Origin of the sequence: Aestuariirhabdus haliotis (assembly GCF_023509475.1) — a bacterium.
Classification (GTDB): Bacteria; Pseudomonadota; Gammaproteobacteria; order Pseudomonadales; family Aestuariirhabdaceae; genus Aestuariirhabdus; species Aestuariirhabdus haliotis.
Genome location: NZ_JAKSDZ010000070.1, coordinates 1 through 12,148, shown reverse-complemented (window position 1 = coordinate 12,148; position 12,148 = coordinate 1). Strand labels below are relative to the sequence as shown.

Here is a 12,148-nt window from a genome sequence, read left to right as displayed (position 1 = left end):
GCCCGTAGGGGTGAGACATGGACGTCGAGCCAACGCTGGAGGCAGGATGCCTCCTTGCGTTGCCAGAATTATTATCCATCTGCGCAGTGCACCCGCAGGGCGTTCTGGGGGCGCGCTTTCTTTGCTTCGTTTCTTTATCGCGAATAAAGAAATGAAGTCGCCTGCGGGGCGAAACCCGCGGAGCTTTATTACGGAATACTGGGCCAAAAACGTACTTTATAAGAGTATAAGGGCTCAGAACCCTTATTCAGCTCTCTCTGGACCATAACATCGAAAAGCAAATGAATTACGGAGCGATCGCTTAGTCGCAGAGCTATCCACAGAAATACCACGCCCTCCTCGCATAACAGGTGAATATGTTGAATGAATTTGGTTAAATAACCGACATCAAAAACAAAGGGACGCAGGGTGGGAGAACGATTATATGACTATCGTTTTTCTACAGCCTCGTTAGGCGGCAATTAGATATGCCAGAAATAATAAACGGATATCCAGTAAGGTTCGGCTTATCATTTCAAGATGAGCAGTATTTCACTGAGGATAATGATCATAATCCAATGGTTATTCCTCAATGTCCTCATTGCATAATGGGAAAAACTGCTGGTGAGTATCGTGGTCCCAACAAAAGCATGGGGCATACAACTTGCGAGCATTGCAATGGCACCGGTTATAATCACCCTCCAGTACCAGAAAAAATGTTCACTGAAGACTCTGACCCTATAGAGGTCTCATGTAACAAAGCGGGGCATCTACGGTGTCCAAAGTGTGGTACAGGTTTTAAGTATTACGACAAAAGAATATTTTCAGGCAAAAGACACACATGCGGTCAAAAACTTACAACAGTCACATCAGCGCACAGTCGCGCCTAACAAGGCCAGGCACAATCGCCCTGAACCTCCCCCGCTCTAACGGATACCAAAACCTAACTAAAGATGAGGTATCCAACGTCACGCTACGACAGTCCCAGAAAAACCTGGCATTCCACTAACGACTATTCGAACAATAAAGCATCATCAAGACCATGCTAAACACCAAAAGACTGATTCTAAGACAGTGGGAACAGGATGATTTCATCCCATTTGAGCAATTATGCGCAGATACGGATGTGATGGAATTTTTCCCAAAACCGCTTACCCCAGAAGAAAGCCGGGATTTGGGCTCCAGAATTAGATCATTAATTCAAGAGCGCGACTGGGGGTTTTGGGCGGTAGAGATTCCGGATCAGGAAAAATTCATTGGTTTTGTCGGATTGCATACCCCCAACGAAAACTTGCCATTTTCGCCTTGCGTTGAAATTGGTTGGCGCCTGACAAAAACGTATTGGGGGCAAGGTTATGCCACAGAGGCGGCAAAAGAAGCGCTGCGATATGCCTTTATCGAGCTGGATGTAAATGAAGTGGTGTCATTTACATCGTTGGTGAACCGTCGCTCTCAAGCTGTTATGGAAAAAATTGGCATGTCCAACACAGGCCAAAACTTTATGCATCCTGATATTGAGGCTGGGCATATACTTTGTGAACACGTGCTGTATAAAATCAAAAAGCAGGATTGGCAGAACACCTTATAGCAAGTCAGTAACGAGCGAATGGTGTACAGTAGAGTTGCGCTCATTCTTCGCCAACCGCAGAGACAAACAATCAGGCACCTATGACCAAAATCATCCATTTACAATCCAACGACCCGCTGGTAGGCGATTGGGTACCCGCCGATCTTTATTCCGATATCGTGATCTCCATCAGCAAGGATGAGTCTGAATACAAAGTGTCGGTTTTTGATTCCAACGATGACGAACAGGCCGAAGTCTATGAGATTAACTACGACGGAACCGAGCTATCGTTCAATGTACACTGGGCATCGAATGGTCGGTTTATAAAATATGGCCTGCTGGTATCGGCTAACAATATTGTACGATTATTCTATACCTACAGCGGCCAGGAAACCTGGGTGCGTAAAGAAACCGTCCTGTAATATCGGTACCATGGGCCAGCCATTTGCCGTCTTCGGTACCGTCAATAACGCCATCAACTCATCGGGTCAATCACTGCAACCATGATAAGCGTATGTATCTATTGCGGAAGCAACAAAGCAAAAGCTCTGGACAGCTGTGGTGCATGCTCCCACACACCCGACTCTCACCAGGATGTGATTCATTCCATCATCCTCTCCTACAGCGAAGACGAACCCTATTTGAATTTCCTGAGCATGGACGATATTGAAGCCTATCGGGAAACAATCCTTGCTGGCACACCAATCCATATAGATCAGACAACATTCAACGCCGCCGAAGAAGCCTACAGCGCGGTGGGATCGCTGGAAAGCCCGCAGGCATTGCAATATTTTGCCAAGATCTCTCACCCGGTAATGCTGGTGTTATTATTTGTGTTCCTGGTTTTTATACTTGCAGGTTCCTGACATCAAAACATCTACCAGGCTTGGTTGCCCTGCCTTTCGCGTTCAGTCACTACCAGCAGCTGTTAAACAACTCTGTGCTATTTAAGGCACCTCTCCCAGGCTAGAAGACACCTGAGCTCTTAAATCTCTTACTGCAGCACAAAACCGGTCATCTATTTTTTATCCCCTAGGCTTATCGCAATCTTCTGTATTACCGCGAGGGTTACCTTTAGCTCTTCCGCAGACAATGCCTGCGCATGCCGCTCGGCTTCTGGAATCCATTTCTGGTAGAGCTGCTGACAGACCTCGCTCCCTTTGGGTGCCAACTCAATCAATTTCGCGCGCTTATGATTGGGGTTGTCCACCAGATGCAGCAGGTCATCTTTCACCATCACATCGACCAGACGTTGCACCGCCTGGCGACTTTGCCCCATGGCTCTGCCAATTTCGGACACCGTGAGCGGCGTCGGGGAGATGTCGAGTGCTCCCAATATCTTCCAGCGGGAGCTGGTAATGCCAAACTCTTTGGTCAACTGGTCTCCATCATTACTGAGCATTCCACTTAACTTGAATACCTCCAGAGTCAGTTGGGTAAAAAGTTCGCCTGCAGCCGTTTCCTTCATAACACCCCCAAATAGTTGACAACATGTTGTCATTATTCTAACCTAACCAAATTGACAACATGTTGTCGTAATCTATCACTATGGAGAAAGCTATGAAACCCCTTATTCACCGCATGGGTGCCATTACGGCCACAGTCTGTATCGCAACTTTTTTTACCTCGACACTACTGGTCGAGCTATTGGGGACAGCGCAATCCATCGCAACGGTCAAAAGCCTGATTGTGATGCCTGGACTGTTCATCTTGATTCCCGCCATTGCCGTCACAGGGGCAACCGGTTTTGCCATGTCGAAAGCGCGTCGACATCCCCTGGTGATGAAAAAAAAGAGACGCATGCCATTTATTGCTATCAATGGCCTGTTCATCCTGTTACCGGCGGCCATCGTATTGAATCAATGGGCGGCGGCAGGTCGCTTTGACTCTGGCTTTTATTGGCTGCAGGCCATCGAACTGGTGGCCGGTGCAACCAACCTTGTGCTGATGTTTTTGAATATTCGTGACGGCAGAAAGATGACCGACCCCAAGGAGCAACCAAACCATGCGTAACCCTCAAAAGACGCTATCCAACCTCGCCATTACTGGCTTGTGCACCCTGCTCATCAGCGGGCCAGCCGCCGCAGGCAATGCAACCTTTACCGACGTCTGCCAGTCATGCCATAACGGTGGCTTTAAAGGCTGGATTAGTGGCGCTCCCAATATTAATGATAAGGAGCAATGGCAAAAATACATTGAACGCGATTCGATTGAGATGATGCGAACAACCCTGATCAATGGAAGCGACAATCATAAGGTGAAAGGCGGTTGCTCTGAGTGCAGCGACCAGCAGATCATTGATGCCATTGACTACATAATGTCTCGAGTGCGCTAGCTATGAGGCCCTACCACCCTGCCCTGGTTATCTTGCACTGGTTATTAGCGATTCTGGTGCCATTTTTACTGCTCTTTGGTGCCGATTTGACGCTTAGGGTTCACCTTGCTTTGGGCATAGCCATTGGCGGGCTGTTTCTGATTCGTCTTGGTATAAGGTTTACAACCGGAGCATCCGGCGTTCATGAAGCCAAGCGCCCTATTGATCGGTTAGCTATCCCGGCTCATCGGCTTATCTACTTGCTGGTGTTCGGGGTTGTTGCAACCGGCCTCGGAATTGTCCTACAGGGCAACCTGATCGACGTTATGCTGAATCATGGCCGATTGCCTGAGAATTTCTCCGCGCTGCCAAGCCTGCAAGCGCACCAAGTGCTGACATCTGTTCTGCTGATTGTGCTCAGCATCCACATATTGGCCGCCCTGTTTCATCAGTTTGTTTTAAAAGATGCGGTATTCGGCAAGCTGGGATTTGCCAAATCCCGGGAGGATTAGCGGTAACTGAGGGCAGATCAAACATTCTAACCGGCTCGCACTGCGCAGGGGGCGATGTCGATTCATCTGTTGCATACTAAGCACTCTCAGCGGGTCTGAGGAACCTCAGCAGCGATCACCCCATCACAGGGCAAACAACGTATGAAGAAAGCCAGCCTCCGCCTCTTGTTAACAGGCACTCTTGGTTATGTCGTTTTGTGCACGGCTTTATACCTGCTGCAAGACAACCTGCTCTATTTCCCCCGTGACAGGGCCATCACCGACGACCGTTATACCTTGCTGATACCAACGGATGCCGGCAATACCCTTATTACCAGCGACATAAAAAGCACGGGCAAAGCCATTCTCTATTTTGGCGGTAATGCCGAGGATGTCTCCGTAAACCTGAGTGCTTTTCAACGGACTTTTCCAGACTACTCCCTCTATCTGATGCACTATCGGGGCTATGGCGGCAGTGACGGCAGCCCCGCAGAGGAACCGATTTATCGCGATGCCAGCGCGCTCTATGATCTGGTCAGCAACAATAACCGGGAGATTGTGTTGATCGGGCGCAGCCTGGGCTCCGGCGTTGCCACCAGACTGGCGGCCCATAAACAACCTTCGCAACTGATTCTGATCACGCCCTACAGCAGTATCGAAGATGTCGCCAGCGAGCGCTACTGGATCTTCCCGGTTCCCTGGCTGATCAAAGACAAATATCTGTCATGGCGCTATGCCCAATCTGTCACAGCCACCACCAGCATTTTAGTTGCCGATAACGACACCGTGATTCCAAATTCCAGCACCCTGAAATTGTATGATCACTTTCCCCAGGGGCTGGCGACGCTCCATGCGTTTGAAAACGCGGGGCACAACAGTATTTCAGCAGACCCAAAGTACTATAGGCTGCTTGACGAAATAACAAGAAGAAAACAATAGCCTGGGGCCGAAGCATCCGTTAACGCAGTGCTCCGGCCAGAATCTCTAAAGCACTTCCCTTTTCTCACCGTCTTCTCCCCATCTACATAGCACGGGCTCCGACTGTTCGTTTTTTGGCCATAAACCTCGACAGGGATGGGTGAACTCTTTATAGTGCGCCCCTGTTTCTATCGCCTATATTTACGCCTTGTTTCCGTAGCTTTTTGTCGCTTTGGGATGTTCCCCTGATTTGCCGCTCTGGCAAGCTTGAGCCCTCCAATAGATGCACCGCTCGCCTTGGTTGATACCCTCAGATCCATTGGCTGGATTTGATGTGCTGGATTAGGCCCGCTAACACTCTATGTAGGATATCCCTTTGATTACCACCGCAAACATCTGCATGCAATTTGGCGCTGAGCCACTGTTCGAAGACATCTCGGCCCAGTTTGGTAACGGCAATCGCTACGGCCTGATTGGCGCCAATGGTTGCGGCAAGTCGACCTTTATGAAAATCCTCAGTGGCGAGCTGGCCCCCACCTCCGGAAATTTGTCGATCACGCCCGGCTACAAGGTGGGTACCCTGAGTCAGGACCAGTTTGCCTTTGAGCAATACAGCGTGGTCGATACGGTCATCATGGGCGATGTGGCGCTGTGGAAGGTCAAGGCCGAACGCGACCGCATTTACGCCCTGCCCGAGATGAGCGAAGAAGACGGTATGAAAGCGGCTGAGCTGGAAGTTCAGTTTGCTGAAATGGATGGTTACAGCGCCGAGAGCCGCGCGGGGGACATCTTACTGGAAGCCGGCATCGCTGAAGAGTTTCACTTCGGCCTGATGGAACAGGTAGCACCGGGTTACAAGGTGCGAGTGCTGCTGGCACAGGCGCTCTTCGCCAACCCGGAGATTCTGTTGCTGGATGAGCCAACCAACAACCTGGACATTCACACCATCGAGTGGTTGGCCGGCGTCTTGAACCAGCGTAAGTCGACCATGATCATCATCTCCCACGATCGTCACTTCCTGAACAGCGTCTGCACCCACATGGCCGATATTGATTACGGTGCGCTGCGTATCTACCCTGGTAACTACGAAGCCTTTGTCGAAGCCTCCACGTTGATTCGCGAACAGCTGCTACTCGAAAATTCGAAAAAGAGTGCCGAGATCGACGAACTGCAAGCCTTTGTGAATCGCTTTGGCGCCAACGCCTCCAAAGCCAAACAAGCCAGTTCCCGCGCCAAGAAGATGGACAAGATCAAGCTGGACGATATCAAATCATCCAGCCGAATGACGCCATCCATCAGCCTGAAGCAGCATAAAAAGCTGCATCGCCAGGCCCTGGTACTGGAAGACCTTGGCCACGGCTTTGACGGTGAAACCCTGTTTTCGGGGGGCAATATGATTTTGGAAGCCGGCGCAAAGCTCGCGGTAATTGGCGAAAATGGCGCGGGTAAAAGCACCTTCCTGCGCTGTCTGATGGACGAGCTGGATGCCAACGTCGGAGAGATCAAATGGTCCGAAAACGCCCAACTGGGTTACTGCCCGCAAGACAGCACGGCGGATTTTGACTCTGACCTGACCATCTTCGACTGGATGAGCCAATGGCGCACCGCCAAGCACGATGACCTGGCGGTACGCGGCATTCTGGGACGTTTATTGTTTACCGCCGATGATGCCAACAAGAAGGCTCGAGTCTGCTCTGGTGGTGAGAAGAACCGCTTACTGTTCGGTAAGCTCATGATGATGGACACCAATGTGCTGATCATGGATGAGCCCACCAACCACCTGGATCTGGAAGCCATCGATGCCCTGAACCAGGCGCTAAAAGCGTACGATGGCACTCTTATCTTTGTCAGCCATGACCGGGAGTTCGTTTCCTCCCTGGCCACCCGTGTGATCGAAATTAAAGACCAGCAAGTGATCGACTTCCAGGGCACGTACGACGAATACCTGGCAAACCAGCAAGAGATTGCTGCGGTGGCTTAACGACTAACAAAACGCTGAATATGGGCGCACCATAAATATCGCTTTAGCGCAGTTAACAAAAAAGCCCGACAGGCTATGCTTGTCGGGCTTTTTCTATGGGGCTTTGCTATCGATCTGAACCGAAAGCCCCTGCAGGATTCTACCGGGCGAGCCCAGGATCCTCCTAACAACAACGATTACGCAGGAGGCGTACCTTCACCGTTAGAGAGAACGGCATCGATTTGTACCAATGCGCCCTTAGCAATATCGGCAACACCAATAGCGGTGCGTGCAGGCATGTCACCTTTGAAGAAGGTTGTGTAAACCTCGTTTACCGCATCCAGGTCGGCAACATCTTTTAGCTGAATATTGATCTTAACCGCATCGTCCATTACATGGTTGATGCTTTCGACAATCGCCTTGATGTTGTTCAAGCACTGTGCCGCTTGCTCTTTTACACCGCCGGCTACGATGGCGCCGGTTTTGGCGTCCATGGGTAACTGAGCAGCGATATGGTTGTAATGCGAGAAAGCCACGGTTTGCGTATGCAAAGCACTTTTGGGGGCTTTGTCGGTGTTGTTGGCTTTGATAACGATACCATGACGATCTTCAACCTCTTGTGGAGGTGTACCGTCACCGTGGGAAACCACCGCATCAATTTGCACCAACGCATCCATAGGCAAACCCGACGCTGCAACGATTGAGCGGGCGGGCACATAGGCTACGGTTCTGGCGATTGCAGAGTCCGGGAAAAAGGTGGTGTAGGCTTCGTTGACAGCATCAACATCCGACAGGTTTTTCACATAGATTGTGGTTTTAACAATGTCGTCAAACGGCACATCAATGCTTTCCAATACAGACTTGATGTTTCTCAGGCATTGCGCAGCTTGCTCTTTCACGCCACCGCTGACCATTTGACCTGTCTTGGGATCAAGCGGTAATTGAGCAGACACATTGTTGTAATGAGAAAACGCTACCGAATGGGTAGAAACCCCGCTTTGAGGCGCATTGTCGGTGTTCTTTGCAACCTTAACCAGAGGGCAAGGCTCCTGTGATGGCGTACCTTCACCGTTGGAGATCAGGGCATCCATTTGTACCAGGGCACCGTCCAAAGGCAATGCCGCAACGGCGACCGTAGTTCGGGTAGGAAGATAATTCTGGAAGAAAGTTTTATACACCTCGTCGACAGCAGCAACATCGGCAATATCTTTCAGGAAGACATTAATTCTGACAACATCGTCCATAACATGGTCGATACTTTCCACGATGGCTTTAATATTGTTCAAGCACTGCGTAGCCTGTTCTTTAATACCGCCAGCGACAATATTACTGGTTTTCGAATCGACTGGTAGCTGAGCCGAAACGTTATTGTAATGCGAAAAAGCAACGGTCTGAGTAGAGAAAGAACTTTGGGGTGCATTCTCGGTATTTCTTGAAACTTTTACAATATTGCCACTCATATTCTTATAACTCCTGTTAGTTATGTTAAGCACGAATGATTGGAGCGATGATGAAGGGGAAAGGTCGATCTAGATATAAGGGTTATTACTACTTTTCTCTCGGTTAATAACATCGAGGTTGCTGATCTTTTCGCGAAAAGAGAACTCAATGAACCCTGTTGAAAGCACCCACTAAGTATTGATGAGGGCAAACAGCTTGCAAGAACAACTTCTGATTAAAATAGCGCTTACTATCACCGTTAACTCTATAGATCACTGGCAATGATCTGGAGCAGCATCGAAACCACTCAAGGTTCCGATTGAAGTCAGGTTGGTGCCGGAAAATGTTGGCCAAGACCTGACTCATCCAATAGCATTACAGCAAGGAAGATCTATACCGTGACCTACGACGACTACAATGACTTTTGCCGTTCACTGCCAGCCACCACTTACGTGGTTCAGTGGGGAGGCTCACACGTCTGGAAGGTCGGTGGCAAGGTATTCGCTATTGGCGGCTGGGAGAAAACAGATAATCCGGCCTTTACCTTCAAAGCCTCGGAGTTAAATTTTCAGGTCTTGCGCGATGAACCCGGATTCAGACCCGCACCCTACCTGGCCTCTCGAGGCATGAAATGGATTCAGCAGTACGATGACGCTGAAACCCGGGATGAAGCATTGCGCTATTACCTGCAGGAGTCCCACCGCATCGTTTCCCTGGGGTTGACCAAGAAAAAACAGAAAGAACTGGGACTGAACCAGGACTAGCAGGCATAAAACTGCACTTAGTCAGGGTAAAAAGTTCAGCTCCTCGTATTGAGACAACCCGTTACTAGTCGTAATACCCTGCCCTGACCGTCGCCCCGATAAAGTTACAGAGCAGTCGCTCGGCATGAATCATCGAAATATTGCCAACATCCGTTGAGGGTGTGATTTCAACCAGATCCATACCCACCACACGCCCCTTGTTAACCAGCCCGTGAATCAGCTTATGCAGTTGAACCCAGTTGAGGCCACCCGGCGTTTGTGCCAGCACAGCAGGCATAATGCTGGGATCAATGCCATCAGCATCAATGGTCAGATAGTAGGTACCCCCGTCGGGAATCGTTTTTAGAACCTCTGCCATACCCACATCATGCATTTGATAGGCCGTGGTAATGGCACAACCATGAGCGATGGCATCTTTCACCTCCTGGTTCTTGGCACTGCCAATGCCACGCATGCCGATCTGGTGGATGCTTTTGATATAGGGCAGTTCGGCAGCCCGGCGAATCACACTGGAATATCCCTCTTTGACACCATTGATCTCATCCCGCCAGTCCAGGTGGGCATCGATATGTACTAGCGTGATATCGGTACCCAGAACCTCGAGGGCTTTCATAATCGGGATGGGCACACCATGATCCCCGCCCAGGGTAATCAGCACCGTGTTGGCGGCAAATATTTCACGGGCCGCACGCTCGGCGTTGGCGTAGTGGGCACCGGGATCTTCCAGACTGGCTGTCGCATTGCCGCAGTCCACCACCCTGATATCCTGCCCGTCTAGCAGGGTTCCCCCCAGATCGAAGTCATAGTTGTCCAATGTCATACCGATTTCGGTCAGGGTGGACCAATTTCGAATATGATCCGGGGCCAGGCTTTGATCGTTGGCCATGCCATCGACGCTGTAGGGTGCCCCAAACGGCACCCCCAATATCGCAATATCGGCGGCAAAGCCTTCAAAGTCATTAATCAGGGGAAAGTTAAGAAAGGTTTGCGGGGACTGGGTCGGGGCTTCGGTAAATAACTTGCTCATATCGCATCTCGCTTGTTAACAGCCAAGGATTACCAGTTGACATCGCAAGGGGCCTCACACAGCTGCGATCACAACGGAGTATAGAATTCTAGTCACGAAACGCCGAAAATGAGTATAAGGTGTTACCGCACCAGATCGCCCCATTGCCACCGACACAATAATTAATAGGGATAGAAAAATTTAATAAAGATAGAGAGTACAAACACTTATACGATGGATAACCCCTCGCAGCGTTGTTGCACGGTTATGCTTGCGCCCTTTTCTTGACCCGCACTTTGCAAATCACCTTGCGAGCCGGTAATGTCATCGAAGACCTTCAAAAAAGTGACACAATTTTATTTTAGGATGCATTAAAGGACTACTGTCGGCTTGGAAGCTTTAATTCTGATAAATAACGTTTATCAAACTATGCGATAGCCAGTACCAGAGGGTGCAAAAACAATAGTAACAGCGAGTTCATTACTGTTTTTCAGTTTTATGAGGGATCATAAATACTGAAGACCCGTTTTTGATATTTGGCGATTCGGCCAGGTATCGGAAATGATCAATGCGTTGATCACCGTTTGAGAACTTCAACATAGGGACATTAATATGACAGATAATAATAAGGCAGGCCCAGTACCTGGATGGATTGGCGGATTTGAAGAATCCAATTCCCAATTTGCTTATCCCGACCCTAACCTCAAATCTCTACCGATGCTGGACAATATGGCCAACATCGACAAGTTGCAGCGTCAACAACCCGTGCAGTGGCCAGAATTCAGCTGGGAGACGGATAAAGACGACTCCGCCGATCCCAAGCGTTGCTACCAAATGTTTGCACCGGATATTTCCCGTCTTGGCTACACAGACGAAGGCCGGGTATTTTCCATCATTTGCCCCCAGCAAGGCACCTACTCCAAGCATTTCGGTACCCTCAATGTCGAGGTAACGGTCACTGGGCAACGAGGCTGGGTTAACGAAACAACCAAGAAAATGGCCGCAGACATGAGCGTGGTGGGCAAGGTCTGGTTTAGCCCCAGCGCTTGTCAAAGTGAACTGGTCAAGCTGATCTGGGACTACTTTAAAGACAACAAGCTTCCTTTTCCCTTTAACAAGGCCAATGCGATTCGGGTCACCACCTTTTCCCCCGGCAAACCTGACCAACCGATCTTTAATCTGCGCAGCGGTGAAAGTACCGACTTCCCCATTCCTGAGTTTGCCAAACATTATGATGAGGCATGGGATGTTTCCAATCTGGGGGTAGAGATTGGCCCGATTGAGAAAGTGGACCATCCTCTTGTAGACGATTTTAATCAGCTGATTATGGATGTGTTCAACCTGGGCAGCGGAAACATGCTACAACCCAGTAATGTTCTGACCTGGAATGTCTGGTTCAAGCCTCCGGTACTGGTTAACACCGATGAGTGGCGAACCCATGCCGAACGCTGGAGAGATTCGATCGATGCCGGCCATGGTAGTCCAGATGGCCCTGGAACGGCTGCCCGATATTTTGATGGTACGCCTTTCAAACCGCTGGAAAATATACTCGATATCGAAGTAGAGAAAATTGAGGAGTTCTTTAAAAAGCACCTTCCATTACTCAAAATGCCCATCTAGGGCACCTCTGATTAATTCGGATAGATCTCTGCGGATCCTAAAATGGTTTTTATCAAGGCGAAGCTCGCCGTTCATGTCGAGACCTGAAC

The 12,148-nt window shown here is 49.7% G+C and carries 13 protein-coding genes; 10 read left to right on the top strand and 3 right to left on the bottom strand.

Translation table 11 applies throughout. From position 1 onward, the window contains the following. Positions 1-1,021: 1,021 nt before the first annotated feature. The 3 genes from MIB40_RS18795 (at position 1,022) to MIB40_RS18785 (ending at position 2,412) form a co-directional block, all read left to right on the top strand. A complete protein-coding gene (locus tag MIB40_RS18795; protein WP_249697043.1) occupies positions 1,022-1,567 on the top strand; it encodes a GNAT family N-acetyltransferase in 546 nt (181 codons plus the stop codon). Positions 1,568-1,647: 80 nt separating this feature from the next. Further along, positions 1,648-1,968 (top strand): hypothetical protein, encoded by a 321-nt coding sequence (locus tag MIB40_RS18790; RefSeq protein WP_249697042.1) that lies wholly within the window; start codon positions 1,648-1,650, stop codon positions 1,966-1,968. Positions 1,969-2,142: 174 nt separating this feature from the next. After that, positions 2,143-2,412: a hypothetical protein gene (locus MIB40_RS18785; RefSeq protein WP_249697041.1), complete on the top strand. Its 270-nt coding sequence runs from the start codon at positions 2,143-2,145 to the stop codon at positions 2,410-2,412. A gap of 152 nt (positions 2,413-2,564) precedes the next feature. On the opposite strand, the gene MIB40_RS18780 is transcribed toward MIB40_RS18785, so the two are convergent. After that, a complete protein-coding gene (locus MIB40_RS18780) occupies positions 2,565-3,014 on the bottom strand; it encodes a MarR family winged helix-turn-helix transcriptional regulator (RefSeq protein WP_249697040.1) in 450 nt (149 codons plus the stop codon). A gap of 92 nt (positions 3,015-3,106) precedes the next feature. Here MIB40_RS18780 and MIB40_RS18775 point away from each other — a divergent pair, with 92 nt between their 5' ends. The 5 genes from MIB40_RS18775 to MIB40_RS18755 all read left to right on the top strand — a co-directional run bounded on the left by MIB40_RS18775 (position 3,107) and on the right by MIB40_RS18755 (position 7,250). Next, a complete protein-coding gene (locus tag MIB40_RS18775; protein ID WP_249697039.1) occupies positions 3,107-3,559 on the top strand; it encodes a hypothetical protein in 453 nt (150 codons plus the stop codon). Beyond that, positions 3,552-3,881, top strand: coding sequence for a c-type cytochrome (locus MIB40_RS18770; RefSeq protein ID WP_249697038.1), 330 nt, complete (start codon positions 3,552-3,554; stop codon positions 3,879-3,881). The genes MIB40_RS18775 and MIB40_RS18770 overlap by 8 nt, the downstream gene beginning before the upstream one ends. A gap of 2 nt (positions 3,882-3,883) precedes the next feature. Next, positions 3,884-4,372, top strand: coding sequence for a cytochrome b (locus MIB40_RS18765; protein WP_249697037.1), 489 nt, complete (start codon positions 3,884-3,886; stop codon positions 4,370-4,372). A 141-nt stretch (positions 4,373-4,513) separates the two neighbouring features. Next, entirely contained in the window at positions 4,514-5,290 is a 777-nt protein-coding gene (locus tag MIB40_RS18760; RefSeq protein ID WP_249697036.1) for an alpha/beta hydrolase, read from the top strand. A 355-nt stretch (positions 5,291-5,645) separates the two neighbouring features. Next, entirely contained in the window at positions 5,646-7,250 is a 1,605-nt protein-coding gene (locus MIB40_RS18755) for an ABC-F family ATPase (RefSeq protein WP_264758633.1), read from the top strand. A 176-nt stretch (positions 7,251-7,426) separates the two neighbouring features. Here MIB40_RS18755 and MIB40_RS18750 read toward each other — a convergent pair whose 3' ends face one another. Beyond that, on the bottom strand, positions 7,427-8,689 hold the full coding sequence (locus tag MIB40_RS18750) for a RidA family protein (protein ID WP_249697035.1): 1,263 nt from the start codon (positions 8,687-8,689) through the stop codon (positions 7,427-7,429). Positions 8,690-9,067: 378 nt separating this feature from the next. On the opposite strand from MIB40_RS18750, the gene MIB40_RS18745 reads away from it, so the two are divergent. Continuing rightward, positions 9,068-9,433: an MmcQ/YjbR family DNA-binding protein gene (locus MIB40_RS18745; protein WP_249697034.1), complete on the top strand. Its 366-nt coding sequence runs from the start codon at positions 9,068-9,070 to the stop codon at positions 9,431-9,433. 64 nt (positions 9,434-9,497) lie between these two features. On the opposite strand, the gene MIB40_RS18740 is transcribed toward MIB40_RS18745, so the two are convergent. Further along, positions 9,498-10,460, bottom strand: a complete 963-nt coding sequence (locus MIB40_RS18740) for an agmatinase (RefSeq protein WP_249697033.1) — start codon at positions 10,458-10,460, stop codon at positions 9,498-9,500. 591 nt (positions 10,461-11,051) lie between these two features. On the opposite strand from MIB40_RS18740, the gene MIB40_RS18735 reads away from it, so the two are divergent. After that, positions 11,052-12,059 (top strand): hypothetical protein, encoded by a 1,008-nt coding sequence (locus MIB40_RS18735; protein WP_249697032.1) that lies wholly within the window; start codon positions 11,052-11,054, stop codon positions 12,057-12,059. Positions 12,060-12,148 lie beyond the last annotated feature (89 nt).

Bases quoted from the DNA above. Each gene is read 5' to 3' on its own strand.
- MIB40_RS18795 (WP_249697043.1), top strand. From the start codon at position 1,022: ATGCTAAACACCAAAAGACTGATTCTAAGACAGTGGGAACAGGATGAT.
- MIB40_RS18790 (WP_249697042.1), top strand. From the start codon at position 1,648: ATGACCAAAATCATCCATTTACAATCCAACGACCCGCTGGTAGGCGAT.
- MIB40_RS18780 (WP_249697040.1), bottom strand. From the start codon at position 3,014: ATGAAGGAAACGGCTGCAGGCGAACTTTTTACCCAACTGACTCTGGAG.
- MIB40_RS18775 (WP_249697039.1), top strand. From the start codon at position 3,107: ATGAAACCCCTTATTCACCGCATGGGTGCCATTACGGCCACAGTCTGT.
- MIB40_RS18770 (WP_249697038.1), top strand. From the start codon at position 3,552: ATGCGTAACCCTCAAAAGACGCTATCCAACCTCGCCATTACTGGCTTG.
- MIB40_RS18765 (WP_249697037.1), top strand. From the start codon at position 3,884: ATGAGGCCCTACCACCCTGCCCTGGTTATCTTGCACTGGTTATTAGCG.
- MIB40_RS18760 (WP_249697036.1), top strand. From the start codon at position 4,514: ATGAAGAAAGCCAGCCTCCGCCTCTTGTTAACAGGCACTCTTGGTTAT.
- MIB40_RS18750 (WP_249697035.1), bottom strand. From the start codon at position 8,689: ATGAGTGGCAATATTGTAAAAGTTTCAAGAAATACCGAGAATGCACCC.
- MIB40_RS18740 (WP_249697033.1), bottom strand. From the start codon at position 10,460: ATGAGCAAGTTATTTACCGAAGCCCCGACCCAGTCCCCGCAAACCTTT.
- MIB40_RS18735 (WP_249697032.1), top strand. From the start codon at position 11,052: ATGACAGATAATAATAAGGCAGGCCCAGTACCTGGATGGATTGGCGGA.